Annotated in this window: 17 protein-coding genes and 1 tRNA gene; 9 read left to right on the top strand and 9 right to left on the bottom strand. The window is 67.8% G+C overall.

From position 1 onward, the window contains the following. The first annotated feature begins 42 nt into the window (after positions 1 to 42). The 5 genes from PTQ19_RS11740 (at position 43) to PTQ19_RS11720 (ending at position 5,237) form a co-directional block, all read left to right on the top strand. Positions 43 to 1,200, top strand: a complete 1,158-nt coding sequence (locus tag PTQ19_RS11740) for a DNA polymerase III subunit delta' (RefSeq protein ID WP_274367466.1) — start codon at positions 43 to 45, stop codon at positions 1,198 to 1,200. After that, positions 1,197 to 2,765: an alpha/beta hydrolase gene (locus PTQ19_RS11735; RefSeq protein ID WP_274367465.1), complete on the top strand. Its 1,569-nt coding sequence runs from the start codon at positions 1,197 to 1,199 to the stop codon at positions 2,763 to 2,765. The genes PTQ19_RS11740 and PTQ19_RS11735 overlap by 4 nt, the downstream gene beginning before the upstream one ends. A 52-nt stretch (positions 2,766 to 2,817) precedes the next feature. Then, the gene (locus PTQ19_RS11730) at positions 2,818 to 3,465 is read left to right on the top strand and encodes a TetR/AcrR family transcriptional regulator (protein ID WP_274367464.1); all 648 of its coding nucleotides are present in this window, start codon (positions 2,818 to 2,820) and stop codon (positions 3,463 to 3,465) included. After that, on the top strand, positions 3,462 to 5,081 hold the full coding sequence (locus PTQ19_RS11725; RefSeq protein ID WP_274367463.1) for an acyl-CoA dehydrogenase family protein: 1,620 nt from the start codon (positions 3,462 to 3,464) through the stop codon (positions 5,079 to 5,081). The genes PTQ19_RS11730 and PTQ19_RS11725 overlap by 4 nt, the downstream gene beginning before the upstream one ends. Before the next feature lie 84 nt (positions 5,082 to 5,165). Further along, a tRNA-Thr gene (locus PTQ19_RS11720) sits at positions 5,166 to 5,237 on the top strand. Between the two features lie 53 nt (positions 5,238 to 5,290). Here PTQ19_RS11720 and PTQ19_RS11715 read toward each other — a convergent pair. Continuing rightward, complete coding sequence (locus PTQ19_RS11715) at positions 5,291 to 5,428, bottom strand: putative transporter small subunit (RefSeq protein ID WP_179410162.1); 138 nt, start codon at positions 5,426 to 5,428, stop codon at positions 5,291 to 5,293. Position 5,429: 1 nt separating this feature from the next. Continuing rightward, positions 5,430 to 7,097 carry a sodium:solute symporter family protein gene (locus PTQ19_RS11710; protein ID WP_274369072.1) on the bottom strand — a complete coding sequence of 556 codons (1,668 nt, stop codon included), beginning with the start codon at positions 7,095 to 7,097 and terminating at the stop codon, positions 5,430 to 5,432. A gap of 489 nt (positions 7,098 to 7,586) precedes the next feature. Between PTQ19_RS11710 and PTQ19_RS11705 the strand changes: the two genes are divergently transcribed. The 3 genes from PTQ19_RS11705 to PTQ19_RS11695 are packed head-to-tail and all read left to right on the top strand — an operon-like array spanning position 7,587 to position 9,378. Further along, complete coding sequence (locus tag PTQ19_RS11705) at positions 7,587 to 8,168, top strand: isochorismatase family protein (protein WP_274367462.1); 582 nt, start codon at positions 7,587 to 7,589, stop codon at positions 8,166 to 8,168. Positions 8,169 to 8,170: 2 nt separating this feature from the next. After that, positions 8,171 to 8,731, top strand: coding sequence for a DUF1697 domain-containing protein (locus PTQ19_RS11700; RefSeq protein WP_274367461.1), 561 nt, complete (start codon positions 8,171 to 8,173; stop codon positions 8,729 to 8,731). Continuing rightward, the gene (locus PTQ19_RS11695) at positions 8,728 to 9,378 is read left to right on the top strand and encodes an IMPACT family protein (protein ID WP_222446409.1); all 651 of its coding nucleotides are present in this window, start codon (positions 8,728 to 8,730) and stop codon (positions 9,376 to 9,378) included. The genes PTQ19_RS11700 and PTQ19_RS11695 overlap by 4 nt, the downstream gene beginning before the upstream one ends. Before the next feature lie 44 nt (positions 9,379 to 9,422). Here PTQ19_RS11695 and PTQ19_RS11690 read toward each other — a convergent pair whose 3' ends face one another. Genes PTQ19_RS11690 through PTQ19_RS11675 form a run of 4 tightly spaced genes read right to left on the bottom strand, consistent with a single transcriptional unit; the run spans position 9,423 to position 13,328 of the window. After that, on the bottom strand, positions 9,423 to 10,250 hold the full coding sequence (locus PTQ19_RS11690; protein WP_274367460.1) for a serine hydrolase domain-containing protein: 828 nt from the start codon (positions 10,248 to 10,250) through the stop codon (positions 9,423 to 9,425). Between the two features lie 53 nt (positions 10,251 to 10,303). Then, the gene (locus PTQ19_RS11685) at positions 10,304 to 11,407 is read right to left on the bottom strand and encodes an ABC transporter permease (protein ID WP_274367459.1); all 1,104 of its coding nucleotides are present in this window, start codon (positions 11,405 to 11,407) and stop codon (positions 10,304 to 10,306) included. Position 11,408: 1 nt separating this feature from the next. Further along, the gene (locus PTQ19_RS11680; RefSeq protein ID WP_274367458.1) at positions 11,409 to 12,542 is read right to left on the bottom strand and encodes an ABC transporter permease; all 1,134 of its coding nucleotides are present in this window, start codon (positions 12,540 to 12,542) and stop codon (positions 11,409 to 11,411) included. A gap of 9 nt (positions 12,543 to 12,551) precedes the next feature. Further along, positions 12,552 to 13,328: an ABC transporter ATP-binding protein gene (locus PTQ19_RS11675; protein ID WP_274367457.1), complete on the bottom strand. Its 777-nt coding sequence runs from the start codon at positions 13,326 to 13,328 to the stop codon at positions 12,552 to 12,554. Positions 13,329 to 13,397: 69 nt separating this feature from the next. Between PTQ19_RS11675 and PTQ19_RS11670 the strand changes: the two genes are divergently transcribed. Next, entirely contained in the window at positions 13,398 to 14,015 is a 618-nt protein-coding gene (locus tag PTQ19_RS11670) for a TetR/AcrR family transcriptional regulator (RefSeq protein ID WP_274367456.1), read from the top strand. Between the two features lie 58 nt (positions 14,016 to 14,073). On the opposite strand, the gene PTQ19_RS11665 is transcribed toward PTQ19_RS11670, so the two are convergent. Genes PTQ19_RS11665 through PTQ19_RS11655 form a run of 3 tightly spaced genes read right to left on the bottom strand, consistent with a single transcriptional unit; the run spans position 14,074 to position 16,861 of the window. Beyond that, a complete protein-coding gene (locus PTQ19_RS11665; RefSeq protein WP_274367455.1) occupies positions 14,074 to 14,976 on the bottom strand; it encodes a carbohydrate ABC transporter permease in 903 nt (300 codons plus the stop codon). Between the two features lie 7 nt (positions 14,977 to 14,983). After that, positions 14,984 to 15,949: a carbohydrate ABC transporter permease gene (locus PTQ19_RS11660; protein ID WP_274367454.1), complete on the bottom strand. Its 966-nt coding sequence runs from the start codon at positions 15,947 to 15,949 to the stop codon at positions 14,984 to 14,986. 6 nt (positions 15,950 to 15,955) lie between these two features. Then, positions 15,956 to 16,861, bottom strand: a complete 906-nt coding sequence (locus tag PTQ19_RS11655) for a phosphodiesterase (protein ID WP_274367453.1) — start codon at positions 16,859 to 16,861, stop codon at positions 15,956 to 15,958. Positions 16,862 to 16,865: the final 4 nt, after the last annotated feature.

Below are 16,865 nucleotides of genomic sequence, written 5' to 3'. Positions count from 1 at the left end.
CGTACAGCAGCCGATGTCGGGCACGCCGTTAGGCTGGAGAGCATGACCACCGTCTCGACCGCCCCGTTTCCGTGGTCGGATGTCTGGGGGCAGGAAGCTGCGGTGCAGACGCTGCGTCAGGCAGCAGCCGACCCGGCCGCGCTGTCGCACGCGTGGCTGATCACCGGTCCGCCGGGGTCGGGGCGCTCGACGCTCGCCTATGCCTTCGCGGCGGCGCTGATCGCCGCGGGCCCTGAAGACGAGGCCACGATGCGGCAGGTGCTCGCCGGAACGCATCCCGATGTCACCGCGCTGCGCACCGACAAGGTGATCATCACGATCAAAGAGGCTCGCGCGCTCGTGGAACGGTCATACTTCGCGCCATCGGCCGGGCGATATCGCGTGATCGTCGTCGAAGACGCCGACCGCATGGTCGAACGCACCTCGAACGTGCTGCTGAAGGCCCTGGAAGAGCCGCCCGAGCAGACGGTTTGGGTGCTGTGTGCGCCCAGCGAGGCAGACCTGCTGCCCACGATCCGCTCGCGCGTGCGTGCACTGCGGTTGCGCGAGCCCGATGTGGCGGACGTCGCGCGTCTGATCTCGGCGCGCACGGGGGCTGAGGACGTCGTCGCCGAACAGGCGGCTCGGCATGCCCAGCGTCACATCGGCATGGCGCAGCGGCTGGCCGGCAACGACGATGCCCGACGTCGACGCGACGAGAGCCTGCGCGCCGTGCTCGGCGTGCGGGGCGTCGGCACCGCCGTCGAGGTAGCCGGGCGCATCATTCAGGCGGCCACCGAGGACGCGAAGTCGCTCACCGCCGAGCGGGATGCTGCCGAACGCACCGCACTGCTGCGCATGGTCGGTGTCGCCGAGGGGCAGGCCGTGCCGCCCGCGTTGCGATCGCAGATCTCGGCGCTGGAGGACGAGCAGAAGAAGCGGGCCACACGCAGCCTGCGCGACGGTATCGACCGGGTGCTCACCGACCTGCAGTCGATGTACCGCGACGTCGTCATGCTGCAGTTCGGGCGTCGCGAGGGGCTGATCAACGCCGAACTGCTCGCCGAGCTCGAAGCCGTCGCTGCTGCCTGGCCGGTGCAGCGCACTCTCGTGGTGCTCGACGCGATCGCCGAGACGCGGGAGTCGTTGGAGCGCAATGTCGCCCCGTTGCTCGCCCTGGAGAGCCTGTTCGTCACCGTCGCCAGCGGAAGGACCCCGTGAACCACCCAACCGAACCCCGCGCACCCCGATCGGGTCGCGTGCGTCGTCTTGTCGCTGTCGTCTCCGGGCTCGCGGTGGCGTCCCTCGCCCTCTCCGGATGCCTCTACGCGCAGATCCCCGAGATGCAGGCCTCTGAGACGCGCGCACCCGACACCGCGGGCATCGCGCCCGAACTGGTGCCGTTCTATTCGCAGGAGATCGTGTGGGAATCGTGCGGTGCGCGCTTCGACTGCACCGAGGTCACCGCGCCGCTGGACTGGGACAACCCGGGCGACGGTGAGATCTCGCTCGCGCTGGTGCGTCATCAGGCGACGGGCGAGTTCCAGGGCTCGCTGCTGATCAACCCCGGTGGCCCCGGCGGCAGCGGCTATGACTTCGTCGCCGACTCGCTCGAGTACGCGGTGGGCCCCGAGTTGATCGAGAGCTTCGACGTGATCGGCTTCGACCCGCGCGGCGTCGGTCGTTCGACGGCCGTGCGGTGCCTGGACGACGCCGAGATGGATGAGTACAACTACGGTGTCCTGACCGCCGAGCGCGGAACACCGGAGTGGGAGGACGAGGTCACGGCCCGCAACGCCGAGTTCGCCGACGCGTGCGAGGCGAACAGCGACGGCATCCTGCCCCACATCACCACGGTCAACTCCGCTCGCGATATGGACCTCATTCGTGGAGTGCTCGGCGACGACCACCTGAACTACCTCGGATTCTCGTACGGAACGTTCCTCGGAGCGACGTACGCCAAGCTCTACCCCGAGCGGGCTCAGCGCCTCGTGCTGGACGGCGCCATCGACCCGGCGGTGCCGGGCCTGCAGGTGGGAACCACTCAGGCTGTCGGGTTCGAGTCGGCGCTGCGCGCGTACCTGCAGGACTGCCTCGACACGGCCGAGTGCCCGTTCAACGGCACGGTCGACGAGGCGACCGCCGACCTGCAGGCGCTGCTGGCGAGCGTCGAGCGCTCGCCCCTGCCCAACGGTGATGGGCGGATGCTGACGGTCGACACCATGATCACCGGCGTCATTACGGCGCTCTACAGCGAGCAGAGCTGGCCGTACCTCACACAGGGGCTCACCCTGGCACTGCAGGGCGACCCGTCGGTGATGATGCTGCTCGCCGACAGCTACAACAGTCGCGACGTCGACGGTGTCTACCTCGACAACTCGTCTGAGGCGTTCCGCGCGTACAACTGCATGGACTATCCGGTCGAGGATGATCCCGTCGCCGAAGAGGCGGCGATGAAGCGGATCCGCGAGCAGGCGCCGACCTTCGCACCGTACTGGGAGGGGCCTGACCCGTGTGCGGTCTGGCCGTACCCGCCGACCGGTACGCGCGGCGAGATCGCGGCATCCGGTTCGGGGCCGATCGTCGTGGTCGGCACCACCAACGACCCGGCCACTCCTTACGAGTGGTCCGAGTCGCTCGCCGACCAGCTCGAGAACGGCGTTCTCGTCACCCGCGTCGGCGAGGGGCACACGGGCTACAACAAGGGCAACGCGTGCGTCGACGCCGCGGTCGAGGGGTTCCTTATCGATGGCACCGTGCCCGAGGACGGTCTGCGCTGCGAGTAGCCCGGAGGTCATAGGGCTGTCAGAGCGCGGTGAACCGTGGTTCAATACCCGCATGACATTCCAACGTCGGGGCACGGGCCGGCGCGAGGACCTCGTCGAAGCGGCGACCGCGATCGTGCGCGATTCCGGCTTCGGCGCCGCATCCGTCAAAGCGGTGACGGCGCGCGCGGGGATGAGCACCGGTCTGCTCTACCGATATGCGGATGGGCTCGACGACGTGCTCGCCGAGGTGTTCCGTCGCTGTGCCGGTGTCGAGATGGCCGCGGTCGACCAGGCCGTGACCGCGGTCGCGAGCGCCGACGCGACGAGCAGACTGGTCGCGCTCATCGAGACGTTCGCCGATCGGGCGCTGCGCGGTGGCAGACTCGCGTGGGCGTTGCTGGCCGAACCCGTCGACCGCATCGTCGACGACGAACGGCTCATCTATCGTCGCGGCTACGTCGGCATCCTCACCGAGATCGTCACGGACGGCGTGCGCAGCGGTGAGTTCCCGTTGCAGAACGCGCGACTGACCGCGGCCGGACTCGTCGGCGCCATCGGCGAAGCACTGGCCGGGCCACTTGCTCCGGTGAGCGCCGAGCATGACGATCCCGATGCCGTCGTCGAGGCGATCACCGCGCTGTGCCTGCGCGCCGTCGGTGCGCGGTGCGATCCTCCCTCATCAGCGCACGGTCTCTCGGGCGAGCAGCCGGGGCCATGAGCACGCACCAGGTCTTCAACCAGGCGCCGCCCCGCGTCGACCTCGACGAGTACACCGCCAACGTCGCCCTCGGCGAGGGCGTCGCGCGGTACGACGCCGGTTGGGCCGAAGACGCGCTGCGCGCCACCGGACTCCGCGTCGGAACCGCACAGTTTCAGGACGACGCGCGCCGCGCGAACCGGCACAAGCCCGAACTGTGCACCCACGACCGCTGGGGTCATCGCATCGACGAGGTCGACTACGACCCCGCCTACCATCGGATCATCTCGGCGGCTGTGGCCGACGGTGCGCACACGAGCGCCGTCGCCGAGCCGCGCCCCGGCGCCAACGTCGTCCGGGCTGCGACCTTCATGCTCTACGCGCAGATCGAACCCGGACACGCATGCCCCGTGTCGATGACGCACTCCGCCGTGCCTGTGATCGAGCAGCATCCGCATGTCGCCGCGGAGTGGATGCCACGACTGCTGTCGCGGTCATATGACGGCCGGCTCGTGCCGGGCAAGCAGAGCGCGCTGTTCGGTATGGCGATGACCGAGAAGCAGGGCGGGTCCGATGTTCGGGCCAACACCACGGTCGCGCGCCCGATCGGTGACGGCCGGTACGAGCTGACCGGGCACAAGTGGTTCTGCTCGGCGCCGATGTCGGACGCCTTCCTGGTGCTCGCGCAGGCGCCCGGCGGGCTGTCGTGCTTTCTCGTGCCGCGGCTGCTCGACGACGACACGCGCAACGCCATGCGCATCATGCGGTTGAAGGACAAGCTCGGCAATGCCGCCAACGCCTCCAGCGAGGTCGAGTACGACGGTGCGATCGCTCACCTGATCGGTGGGGAGGGGCGGGGAGTCTCGACCATCATCGAGATGGTCACCCACACGCGGCTGGACTGCATTCTCGGGTCGGTCGCCGGCATGCGCCAGTCCGTCGCCGAGGCGGCTTGGCACGCCAGACACCGCCTGGCTTTCGACCGCACCCTGATCGATCAGCCGGCCATGACGGCGGTGATCGCCGACCTGCAGCTGGAGACCGAGGGTGCCACAGCGGCGGCGCTGCGCCTGGCGCGTGCGTACGACCGGGACGCGACCGCGCAGGATTCCGCCTTCGCGCGTCTGGGTACGGCGGTGATGAAGTACTGGGTCTGCAAGCGCGGTCCCGCGCATACGGCCGAGGCGCTCGAGTGCCTGGGCGGCAACGGCTACACCGAGGATTTCCCGCTGGCGATGCGCTACCGCGAGCAGCCCGTGCTGGCCGTGTGGGAGGGGTCCGGCAACGTGATCGCGCTCGACGTGCTGCGGGCGCTCGGTCGCGAGCCTGAGGCCTTCGACGCGTTCGATGCGGAGGTTTCGAACGCGCGCGGAGCGGATGCCCGCCTCGACGCGCACCTGGACAGAACACGCACGCTGGTGCGCGCAGTCGGCGCGGATGATGCTCCCCAACGGCGGGCACGCGCACTCACGAGCGCTCTGGCGCTGGCCCTGCAGGGGGCCCTGCTGGTGCAGCACGCGCCGTCCGCTGTGGCGGACGGCTTCGTCGGTTCCCGCCTCGGCGATGACGCGGGAGGGTTCCTGTTCGGCGCGTTGCCGACCGGAGCGGATGCTGTCGCGATCGCCGCACGCGCGTGAACACGCCCGTGGTGACACGGCCGGTTTCGCGATGACGGCTTTGGCGTAGTAGGATTCTTGATCGTGCCGCGGTTCACCGCGCACGCCACCTTAGCTCAGTGGTAGAGCATCCCACTCGTAATGGGAAGGCCGTCAGTTCGATCCTGACAGGTGGCTCGAGAAAGGCCCGGGATGCCAGCATCCCGGGCCTTCTGCGTACTCGCGCCGGATCAGATGACCGAGCGGCCCTCGGCCTTGGCCTTGCGGGCCTCCTTGATGAAGGCACGGACGATGACGGTCAGCGTGCCGGCCACGATCACAGGCCACATCAGCACGTACACGGTCAGTGCGACGGTCGACAGTTCCATGTCAGTTCCTCTCGTTCTCGGCCCGCAGGGGCTTCTCGGTGTCGGTGAGCTGCGCCAGCTCGACGTTCAACGCGTCGGTGTCGACGGTGTCGAAGTCACCGGTGCGCTGCTTGATGACGTCGAAGTCGAAGTCGGGCTTGCGGCTCGGCAGCGTCAGGGCGACGCACACGATCGTCGAGACCGAGTAGGCGATCAGCGAGCCCGACAACACCGGGTAGGTGTGCAGGAAGCCGATGGCGAACGGTGCCGCGGCGAGTGTCGAGACGACGCCCACGATCAGCGCCACCCGCGTGCCGAAGAAGCCGAAGGCCATCAGACCCAACACGACACCGATGCCGATCGTCGAGAACACGTCTGCGGCGATGCCGATCGGGCCGCTCAGGTCGACCCACTCGAACCGCACCGGCAGGAACGCCGCCAGAGCGACGACCACCGACACCGAGAAGGCGAGGTTGGTCACGCGGTTCCAGTAGAAGCTCGCGATCACCGGGAACACCAGCGCACCCCAGAGAGCACCGACGAACACCAGCAGATCGAGGATGTTGAACTGGCTGCCGGCGAAGTAGAGTCCTGCCACCATCGCGATGACCATGGTGATGCGGCCGATGAGCACCATGGTGCGCGGGTTGGCCTTCTTCTTGCCGGCGATGTTCTGGCCGTAGATGTCGGCCATCACGATCGACGACAGCGCGGTCAGATCGGAGTCGGCCGTCGACGACAGCGACCCGATGATCATCACGAAGAAGATGCACAGCAGCAGTGGCGACAGGTAGGTCGCGGCCATCTGCGGGATCAGGTTGTTGACGTCGCCGCCCTCGGGCGTGATGCCCGCGTACAGCGCGATGACGCCGAGCATGCCGACGCCGATGATCGTGGCGCCGTAGCCGAACGTCGCCGTCACGAACGTCTTCTTGATGAGGTCCTCGCGCACCGCGAACAGGCGCTGCGCGATGGTCTGGTTGCCGATCGCATAGGCCAGCACCGCGGCGATGTAGGGGGCGCCCTGGTTGAAGAACGCGTCGGACGAGAAGAAGTCCGCCTGCTGCGGGGTGAGGTTCGATGCCCCCGTCTCGAACAGGCTCGGGCCGCCGGCGGCGAAGAACACCACCGGAATGATCACGATCACCGCGCCGAGCATGGCGCACACCTGGGCGAAGTCGGTCAGCACCGAGGAACGGAATCCCGACCACAGGGTGTACAGCAGCACTCCGGCGCCGATGGCGAGGATGCCCTGACTGAACGTGAACGGCGAGAGCAGCGAGATCAGCGCGCCACCGGCGATCAGGTTCGAGGTCAGGCTGATGACGCTGCCGAGCACGTTCGATCCGGCGAGCATGAGCTGGCTGGAGCGGCCGTGGCGGGCGAACATCACCTCGGCGATCGTATGCGCCTTCGGGGCCACCTGGCGGATGCGCCGGCCGAAGGGGTAGATCAGCAGGATCATCAGCGCGCCCCACAGGCCGTAGTGGATGGGGCCCGAGATGCCGTAGGTGTATCCCGAGGTGGCTGAGGCGTACATCGATGCGGCCCAGATCCAGGTGGCGGTCATCGAGGCGGCCGAGATGCCGAACCCGATCTTGCCGCCGCCGGTCATGTAGCCGTCGGCGTTCTCGGTGCGCTTGCGGATGCGCAGGGACATGTACAGACTGCCGCCGAAGAACAGCAGCATCAGAAGGACCGTGATGGGTCCGGAAAGCACTTGAAGGTTCTCCACGTTTCTCTCTCTCGTATCGAAGGTCGGCGTCGGTGCCGGATCACGGGAGCGAGAGAGCGCTAACGGGAGGGGAGCGTGGCCTTGAGGGGTCCGGAGGTGCGGGCGGAGTCGTAGCGGGAGGCGGGCGTCACGCGGGCCGGCATACAGGTCCTTTCGTCGGTGAGCACGCGCGCCACAGCATCCGTCGCCCTGCGGGGTGCTGCACGCGTGCGCGGACGGAGATTCCATCCGCACGAGACCGGCGAGAGCGCCGCGCTGCTCACGACGAGGCGCAGTCGTGGCGCGCCTGAGGCGGGGCATCTCATGCCCCGAAAAGGCGGGCGCTCGCGAACGGCGGCAGCGCAGCGAGCGCACTGGGCCCGCTTCTCCAACGTAGCAATCCGCCTGGTCAAGTCAAATGCGCACGGTGTTCGCGATGTCGGTATCTCGGCGTACTCTCGAGGCATGAGCCGGGCTTTGCTGATCGTCGACGTGCAGAACGACTTCACCGAGGGCGGGGCGCTCGCCGTCGCGGGTGGTGATGCCGTGGCATCCGCCGTGTCGCAGCTGCTCGCCGACCGCGCGGGCGACTACGTCGTCATCGTGGCGTCCCGCGACTGGCATGACGCCGACGGCGATAACGGCGGGCACTTCGCCGACGCTCCCGATTTCGTCGACACGTGGCCGGTGCACTGCGTCGCCGGCACCGACGGCGCCGAGTACGATCCGCTGCTGGTGACCGACGCCGTCACGCACCATGTGCGTAAGGGGCAGGGCATCCCCGCCTACTCGATGTTCGAGGGCGTCACCGATGAGGGGCGGAGTGTTGCCGAGGTGCTGTCGTCCCACGGCGTGACCGACGCCGACGTGGTCGGCATCGCGACGGATCACTGCGTGCGCGCATCGGCGTTGGATGCTATCGCCCATGGCGTTCACGTGCGTGTGCTGACCGATCTGACTGCGGGCGTCGGGGAGGAGACGAGCGAAGCGGCGCTGGCCGAGCTCGCTCACGCCGGTGCTGAACTCGCGGTCAGCGCGGACGTCTGAACGTGACCGAACCGGTCGCCGGCGCGCCGCGGTGCGCGCTGCTGTTGCGCGCCGTCAACGTCTCGGGCCGCAACAGGGTTCCGATGGCCGAGCTCCGAGCGGTGCTTGCGCAGCACACTGCGCTGACGGGCGTGTCGACGTACATCGCCAGTGGCAACATTCTGTGCGATCTGGCCGGTGACGCCGCAGACGTGAGCGCTGAGGTCCGGGCGCTGATCGCCGAGCACTTCGGCGTCGATACGCCGGTGATCGTGCGCACGCATGCTCAGCTTGTCGCCGCTCTGCGCGACAACCCCTTCCCGGATGCGCCGCTCGATAAGACGCTGCACGTGATGTTCCTCGCGTCCGATCCCGCACCGGACGCCGTTGCTGCCCTCACACCGCGCCTGCTGCCGGGGGAGCGGATCGCGCTGGTCGGACGCGACCTCTGGATCGACTACGGGCCCGGCGGGGCGGGAGCGACGAAGCTCTCCAAGAGCCTGCTCGACCGGGCGCTCACAACCACGGGGACGGCGCGGAATCTCAACACGTTGCGCCGCCTGATCGAGCTGACGAGCACGTGAGCGCCTTCCCCGCCACGATCGCGGCACCCGTCGAACACGAACTCGTCATCAAGAAGTCGCGGTTCCTCACTACGGTCGCACCGGTCGAGTCGCCCGAGCACGCCGACGAGATCATCGCCGCGATCAAGAAGACGTACTGGGACGCCCGGCACAACTGCAGCGCGCAGGTCACGGGATTGAGCGGAGACCGGGCGCGTTCGTCCGACGATGGCGAGCCGTCGGGCACTGCCGGTATGCCGATGCTCGAAGTGCTGCGTCGTCGTGAACTGACCGACGTCGTCGCGGTGGTCACGCGGTACTTCGGGGGCATCAAGCTCGGTGCCGGGGGCCTTGTGCGTGCCTACTCGACGGCGGTGTCCGAGGCGCTCGACGGCGCGGCTCTCGTCGACCGGCTGCCGTTGGCGCAGGCCACGCTGGCGGTGCCGCACGCCGATGCGGGGAGGTTCGACAATCTCGTCCGCACCTGGGTGGCCGCACACGGTGCGGTGCTGGGTGAGACCGTCTACGCGGCAGAGGCCCGGTTCGAGGTGTGGGCGCCGGCGGATGCGCTGCCGGCGCTCGCCGCCGAGGTCGCCGAGGCCTCGGGTGGTGCCGTGGCGGCGGTGCAGACCGGCGAACGGCGCGTGATCGACGTGCCGCGCGGGTAGGCGCCCGCGCTCAGCCGCGCAGAGTAGTCAGCCGCGCAGAGCGGTCAGCCGCGCAGAGCGGTCAGGACGGCATCCGAGAACGGCGGCCATACCTCGGCCGCCCACGGGCCGAAGTCGCGATCGCCCAGGGCGACGCATGCGACGCGGGCCTGCGGGTCGACCCACAGGAACGTGCCCGTCTGACCGAAATGACCGAAGGTCTGGGCGGAGTTGCCAGATCCGGTCCAGTGCGGACTCTTCTGGCCGCGCAGTTCGAAGCCGAGCCCCCAGTCGTTCGGGCGCTGCGCGCCGAAGCCGGGCAGGACGCCGTCCAGGTCGGGAAAGGCGACGGAGGTCGCCTCGGCGAGCGTCTGCGGCGCCAGGAGCGTCGGATGCTGCAGTTCGGCGGCGAAGCGTGAGAGATCGGCGACGGACGCCACCGCGCCGGCGCCCGCCGACCCGTCCAACCGAGCGGTGTCCATGCCGAGAGGCGCGAACACCGCCTCATCGAGATAGGTGTCGAAGGGGATACCGGACCGGTCGGTCAGCGTCTCGGCAAGCACGTCGAAGCCCCGGTTCGAGTAGATGCGTCGGGTGCCCGGGGCCGAGCGCACCTTGTTCTCGGAGAAGTCGAGTCCCGACGTGTGCGCGAGCAGATGGCGCACCGTCGACCCCTCGGGACCCGCGGGGTCATCGAGCGCGAAGACCCCCTCTTCGATCGCGATCAGCGTTGCATAGGCGGTCAGCGGCTTCGTGACCGATGCCAGTCGGTAGGGCTGCTCGATGTCACCGTGCGAGGCGAGCACGCGGCCGTCGGCCGAGATCACCGCGGCTGCGGTGTTCTGCGCCGGCCAGTCCTCGATGCGGGCGAGAGCGGCGTCGAGAGTGTTCATGCCTCGATCCTCCCACGCATGGTGCGGGCGCGCGCCGTGCCGGTGGCTGCGCCTTACTGGCCTTGTGCGTATGAGCGCCGGTAGTCCTGACGCGCGGCCCACATGGCCGCACCCACCGTGACCGCCGCCGCCGTCAGCACGGCCGCGATAGAGAGCGCGGAGGGCCCAGCCGCGAAGCCATGCAGCACGGGATTGGCCCACTCGAAGACGTAGGTCGGCGGCCACCACTCCGCGACCGTGCGCGCCAGCGGGGGTAGGCCTGAGACGGGGATGAACCCTCCGCTGGCGAAATAGCTGCCGAGGGCGAGCATGATCATGACGGGCTGGATCAGGCGGTGCGTGTGGAGCCCGACGGCCGCCAGCACGCCCAGACCCGCGCACGCGACACCGGCCGGAACCACGATGAGTGCGGCCTGCATCAGGTCGAACGGGGCGATGCGCGTACCGAAAGCCAACGCCAGCAGCACTGTCGGGATCGCTGCCACGAGCGACAGCATCCATCCCGCGATCGCGGCGCCCGCCGCCGCGAGATGCGTGCCCACCGGTGTCAGCGCGATCTCCTTGCGCGTGCGGTGCTCTGTCTCGACGGCGTACAGGTTCGCCGAGATCAGGGCGGCTCCGAGGAGCAGGGCGAGGATGACCGCTGAGCCGCCCATGAACGCCGTCCGCGTGACGTCCGTTCGCTGCTCCTTGATGGTGCTGGCAGAGACCCCTGTCAGATGTGAGAGGTCGTCGTAGAGGTTCGCGGTGGTCGTCAGACGCAACCGCACGTTCTTCATCGCATCGGTATTGATGTTGTACGTGCTCGTGAGGATGCGCTGCGTCTCGGCGAAGTCGGGCGGAATGGTCACGATCGCGTGCAGCCGGCCATCGCGCAGCATCCCCTCGGCCACATCGGCGTCCGTGGTGATCGTGTCGAAGTACGGGCCCGTGGCGCCGTGTGTGTCATCGAGAGTGCGGATGAGGCTGCGCGAATCGGCGGACTCGCTCTCGTCGATGACGGCGATCGGCCAGGCATCGCTCGCACCGAAGATGATCGAGGCGAGTCCCAGCACCACGACCGGAACGGCCATCGTCTGGATCAGCAGGTCGATCCGGCGGCGGGCGAGGCGCAGGTTCCTGCCGATGAGGGCGAACAGGGCGTTCAGCTGCGTCATGTCATTGTCCTTGGGTGAATGTCGCGGTGCGGGTGACTCGAACGATCGCGAAGGCGGCGAGAGCTGCGGCGATCAGCATGCTGCTCACCAGCCCCCAGGCCAGCCCGGGCGGTTGGGAAAGACCGGCCGCCTCGAACCGGACGGCGTCGAAGAGATGGTGCAGGGGGATCCACTCGGTCGACCGCCACAGCACTTCGGCGATCCCGCCGTGAGCGAAACCGCGGATGTACGACTCGTACCCCGAGACCAGAAAGTGCCCGACCGCGAGGATCACCGCAATCGGGATCAGCGGGAGGCTGCGGCGCAGCGTCACGGCCAGAAGCGTTCCCAGGGCCGCACCGTACGCCCAGATGACCATCACCGACACGAGAGCCAACGGTCCCAACCGACCGAGCGGAAAGCCCAGCACCCAGCCGATTCCGACAGTCGCGCAGCCGATCGTCACGAGCGAGAGCACCAAGCTGGCGAGCCACTTGCCCGCGACGAGCACGCCCGGGCCCGCAGGAGAGAGGATCAGTGCCTTGGCGGTGCGCTCCTCCCACTCCCGGGTGAGAGAGACGCCGGCATTGACGATGCCCGAGTAGAGGGCGGCGAACAGGATGAGTGCCGACCCCAGGTAGATCGTGATCGGGATGTCATGTTCCATCGCCGCTGTCTCGACGATCTGAAGACGCGGTGAAGAGGCCGGGACAACCTCTGTGTTGAACGTGCGCAACGCCTGCTCCAGGCGCAGATGCTGGTTCTTCGTGCCGTCGGAGTTGATGTTGAACAGCGCGAGCTCGACCTGCGGAGCGAGGCCGGAGGCGAGGTCGTCGTCGAAGCCGTCGGGGATCGTCAGCACCGCGCCGACCTCGCCGGAGGAGTACATCTCTCGTGCCCGCTCGGGATCCGTCGTGAGGATCTCGTAGTACTGCCCGTCGTCGTTGCGCATGTCCTCCATGACCTGGACGAACTGGTGCGATCGGAAAGAGTCGTCCTCATCGGCAACAGCGATGGTCGCGGTCGTCGACACATGGATCACGATCGCGTAGAGAAAGGTGAACGCGACGGGCACGAGGATGCTGATCGATGCGAACAGCGGAGCCCGCCACGCTACCTTCAGATCCTTGAACAGCAGAGCCGTGATGGATCGCATGACGTCCTCTCAATCCCTCAGGTCTCGACCGGTGTAGTGCAGGAACACGTCCTGCAGGCTCGCCTGCGGCCGCAGCACCTGCTCGGGCTCGGGCACGACCGCGGTGAGCTCGTCGATCGTGCCGGCGGCGACGTTCCGACCACGGTCGATGATGATGACCCGGTCGCCCAGACGCTGCGCCTCCTCCATGTAGTTCGTCGTCAGGAGTACACCGCGTCCTTCGGCGGCGGTCTCGCGGATGCGCGCCCAGATCGCCTCTCGCGATTGCACGTCGACCCCGAGCGTGGGCTCGTCCAGCACCAACAGGTCCGGGGCCATCATGAGGGCCTTGCCCAACGCCAGTCGGCGCTGCATCCCGCCGGAGAACGTGCCCGCGCGATCGTCAGCGCGTTGCTGAAGCTGCACCAGGTCGAGCGCCTCGGCCACCCGGCGTCTCTGTTGGTCGCGCGGCACCCCGTAGTAGCCGGCGTGGAAGGTCAGGTTCTCCCGGGCGGTGAGTTCGGGGTACAGTGCCGTCTCCTGAGGGACCACTGCCACGCGGCTCAGGAGCTCTCTGCGGTTCTGACGAGGGATCAGACCCAGCACCTTCACCTCTCCGACTGTCGGGGTGAGCAATCCCGTCAGCACGTTGATCAGTGTCGTCTTACCGGAACCGTTCGGCCCGAGCAAACAGGTCACCTGACCGCGCTCGGCGCGCAGCGTCAGATCGCTGAGGGCGTGGAACGGGGCTCGTCTACGCCGTTTGAACTCGACGTCGACGCCTACCAGGTCGATCGCTGCGGTCACGTTCGCTCTCCTCATCTCGTGGTCGGATGAGACGAGCCTGCTGCCGACGCGTCAGTAGGATCAAGCGTGATGAATAAGCAACGAGGGCGTCCGAAGAGGGGTGCTGACGACGGGCGGGCCAGGATTCTCGCGGCTGCGGGTGAGCTGTTCGTCGGTGGCGGATATCAGCGCACCACACTGCGTTCCATTGCCGAGAAGGCGGGGTGCGATGTGGCGCTCATCTCCTACCACTTCGGCTCCAAGAAAGGACTGTTCGCGCAGGCGATGGCGTTAGAGCTGGCCCCGGCGGAGGTTCTCGAGCGGGCATTCCCCGGCGATCCGGACACGCTCGGCATCCGATTGCTCGTGCTCGTCACGACGGCATGGGAGCGTCCCGAGGTGTCCGGCTCGCTGACGCACCTCGTGCAGATGGCGATGACCGATGAAGAGGTGCGCCAGCCGTTCCTCGAATACCTCGATCGAGAGGTCATGGCCCGCATTGTTGAATACTTCGGCGGACGCGATGCTCGCGCACGAGCGACGGCGGCACTGACACTGGTGATCGGTGTCATCTTCGGTCGATACGTGCTGCGGGTGCCGTCATTGGCCGGGCAGGATGCGCAGCAGTTCCTCGACTCGCTGGCACCGAGCGCGCGTGTGGCGACGACGCGTCGCGTCCATCGAGTGCGCACGGGGGAGCAGACATGATGCGGGCGCGGACCGGATTCCCGGCCCGCACCCACTCCGCGGATGCCGCAGGCGCGGCCTACTTCAAGCCGGAGCGCACGAACGCGTCGACGACGTAGCGCTGCAGGAAGATGTAGATCAGCAGCACCGGTACGCAGGCGAGTCCCGCGGCGGCCATCGTGGCGCCCCAGTTGTTGCCCTCGGCGCTGAGGAAGCTGCGGACGCCCACCTGCAGCAGTGCATCGCTCTGCCGCATGATCAGCGTGGGCCACAGGTACTCGTTCCACGCCGAGATGAATGCCATGATGCCCAGCGCCGCCAGTGCCGGCCGCATGTTCGGGACAACGACCGACCACAGAGTGGCCCAGCTCGAGCGGCCGTCGAGGTGCGCAGCCTCGATCAGCTCACGCGGGAACGCGCGCATGTGCTGCACCATGAGCAACACCGCGAACGCGCCCGCGAGCTGCGGTACGACGACGCCGCCGATCGTTCCGAGCAGCCCCATCTGCGACACCAGCACGTAGTTGGGGATCATGGTCACCTGGAACGGCACGAGCCAGGACCCGATGAAGAGGAACATCAGCAGTTTTCGGCCCACGAAGTTCCACACCGCGAACCCGTAGGCGGCGAGCACGGCGATCAGCAGCTGGGCTGTTGCCAGGGTGAGCGCCATGACGAACGTGTTGACCAGCATCGATCCGATCGGAATCGTGTCCCAGACGTACGCAAAGTTCTCCAGACTCAGTGGCCACGGCAGCAGCGTCTGGTCGAGGGCGTTCTCAGGGGCGCGCAACGCGGTGGCGAACATCCAGTAGACGGGGAAGACGCTGAACACGGCCAGCAGCACGAGCACGAGGCGCCCGACGACCGTGCCGACGCGGCTCCGCGAAGCGACGGCGACGTCCTCTTCGCCCTGCCGGCGCGCGGCGGACGGCCGTGGCGCTGCTGCCAGCGCAGGAGTGGTGACGGTGACGAAAGACATGTCGGTCCTAGTTGTCGTAGAAGCTGAGCCGCTCCTGCAGCTCGAGGAAGATGAACGCGATGACTCCGAAGCCGACGAAGAAGAGCACGCCTGCGGCCGATGAGATGCCGACGTCGAAGTTCTGGAACCCGAACTGATAGAGCAGGTAGTAGATGTTCGTGGTCGAGTTGGTCGGGCCACCCTGGGTGAGCAGGTCGATGATCGGATACGTCCACTGCGCCGCGAGCAGGATCGTCATCAGCGAGAGGAACACGAGCGTCGGCGAGAGCAGCGGCAGGGTGATCCTCCGGAAGATGCGACCGGAACCGGCGCCGTCCAGCGAAGCCGCCTGCGCGTACTCCGGGGCGATCCCGGCGAAGCCCGCAGCGACGACGAGGACGCCGAACCCCAACATCTGCCAGCCGACGATCACGATGATGCTCCAGATCGCCAGGTTCGGGTCGCGGAACACATTCGGCATGTCGACGCCGAAGTGCGCGAGCACCGTGGCGAAGGCGCCCTGCTCGGCGAGCAGCCAGCGCCACACGGCGCTTGTCGCGACCGGCGTGATCAGGAACGGCACGAAGATGAGCGCCTGGTAGAACGTGCGTGCGCGCCCCGTGACCTGGCGCGACATCATGGCGATCGCGATCGGCAACACGAGAGAGAACATGAAGAACGCCGCGATGTAGACGACGGTGTTGAGCAGTGCCGTGTGCAGTTCAGGAAGAGCGAGGACCTCGGCATAGTTGTCGGTGCCGACGAAGGTCTTGGGGCTGGTCGGAAGCAGGTTCCAGTCGTAGAACGACAGGCCGAAGGTCTGCGCGAGCGGGCTGTACGTCCACAGGATGAGGAACAGGACGCCCGGCAGCACATAGAGGTAGGGCTGCAGCGATTGCGGGCGCAGACGGCGACGGCGTGCCGGCGCCGTGGGTGCGCCCGCACCTTCGCCGACCGGGCGGGCCGGCGAAGGTGCGGTGACGGTGACGAACATCCGGAGTTACTCCTGCACCGATCCGTTGACGGCCGCGAGCTGCTCGTCGGCGCTCATCTTCATGAACGCCTCGAGCATCTCGGGGGTCATCTCGTACACCGTCGGGAACTGCCCGATCGGCACGACCGAGTGCAGCACCCGGTCGCCGTACACGTGCACCAGATTGTAGGACTGGCCGCCGTCCTGCCCGCGTGCCCCCGGGTGCGCCACCGCGAGGTCCTGGGTGTAGCACGTGGCAGAGGCTACCGATACCGGGATGCCGGCGAACGTGCTGGTCGTCGAGTAGTGCAGATGGCCCCCGAGGATGCCACGGACGTCTGAGCCCCGCAGCACGTCCGCAAGGCGCTCCTGGTCGCGCAGTTCGACGAGACCCATCAGGCCCAGGGGGCTCGGCACGGGCGGGTGGTGCAGCGCGAGCAGTGTGCCGTCCTGCGCCGGGGTGGCGAGCTCGTTCGCCAGCCAATCGAGCTGCGCGTCAGTGATCTCACCGTAGTGCTGACCGGGCCGTGTCGAATCGAGGGCGATGATCCGCAAGCCGTTGATGTCGTAGACGCGGTCGACCGGTTCGGACTGATCGGCGTCTTCGTCGAGCAGACCGCGGCGGAACGCGACGCGCTCGTCGTGGTTGCCCATCACCCAGATGATCTGGGCGCCGAGCGCGGCAGCGGCGGGCTCGACGATGGCGCGAAGCCGCTGGTAGGCGTCGGGGCGGCCGGTGTCGGCGAGGTCTCCGGTGAAGACGATCGCTTCGGGGCGGGCGTTGGCCTTCTCGAAGCCAGCGAAGAGTTCGGCGAGGTTCTTGTCCGAGTCGATCTTCTCGTGGAGCAGGTCGCCGTCGCCGACGAAGTGCGTGTCGGAGACGTGGAGGATGAAGTGTTCGGGAGCAGGGTGCTGTCCGATGAGAGTGGACATGTGT

The organism is Microbacterium esteraromaticum, from assembly GCF_028747645.1.
GTDB classification, from domain to species: Bacteria; Actinomycetota; Actinomycetes; order Actinomycetales; family Microbacteriaceae; genus Microbacterium; species Microbacterium esteraromaticum_C.
This window is presented reverse-complemented; position numbering and strand designations above follow the sequence as displayed.

What these genes read in the sequence shown, in the direction of transcription:
- PTQ19_RS11670 (WP_274367456.1), top strand. Translation starts at nt 13,398, where the DNA reads ATGAATAAGCAACGAGGGCGTCCGAAGAGGGGTGCTGACGACGGGCGG.
- PTQ19_RS11665 (WP_274367455.1), bottom strand. Translation starts at nt 14,976, where the DNA reads ATGTCTTTCGTCACCGTCACCACTCCTGCGCTGGCAGCAGCGCCACGG.
- PTQ19_RS11725 (WP_274367463.1), top strand. Translation starts at nt 3,462, where the DNA reads ATGAGCACGCACCAGGTCTTCAACCAGGCGCCGCCCCGCGTCGACCTC.
- PTQ19_RS11730 (WP_274367464.1), top strand. Translation starts at nt 2,818, where the DNA reads ATGACATTCCAACGTCGGGGCACGGGCCGGCGCGAGGACCTCGTCGAA.
- PTQ19_RS11685 (WP_274367459.1), bottom strand. Translation starts at nt 11,407, where the DNA reads ATGACGCAGCTGAACGCCCTGTTCGCCCTCATCGGCAGGAACCTGCGC.
- PTQ19_RS11715 (WP_179410162.1), bottom strand. Translation starts at nt 5,428, where the DNA reads ATGGAACTGTCGACCGTCGCACTGACCGTGTACGTGCTGATGTGGCCT.
- PTQ19_RS11655 (WP_274367453.1), bottom strand. Translation starts at nt 16,861, where the DNA reads ATGTCCACTCTCATCGGACAGCACCCTGCTCCCGAACACTTCATCCTC.
- PTQ19_RS11740 (WP_274367466.1), top strand. Translation starts at nt 43, where the DNA reads ATGACCACCGTCTCGACCGCCCCGTTTCCGTGGTCGGATGTCTGGGGG.
- PTQ19_RS11690 (WP_274367460.1), bottom strand. Translation starts at nt 10,250, where the DNA reads ATGAACACTCTCGACGCCGCTCTCGCCCGCATCGAGGACTGGCCGGCG.
- PTQ19_RS11705 (WP_274367462.1), top strand. Translation starts at nt 7,587, where the DNA reads ATGAGCCGGGCTTTGCTGATCGTCGACGTGCAGAACGACTTCACCGAG.
- PTQ19_RS11710 (WP_274369072.1), bottom strand. Translation starts at nt 7,097, where the DNA reads ATGCTGCTGTTCTTCGGCGGCAGTCTGTACATGTCCCTGCGCATCCGC.
- PTQ19_RS11660 (WP_274367454.1), bottom strand. Translation starts at nt 15,949, where the DNA reads ATGTTCGTCACCGTCACCGCACCTTCGCCGGCCCGCCCGGTCGGCGAA.
- PTQ19_RS11680 (WP_274367458.1), bottom strand. Translation starts at nt 12,542, where the DNA reads ATGCGATCCATCACGGCTCTGCTGTTCAAGGATCTGAAGGTAGCGTGG.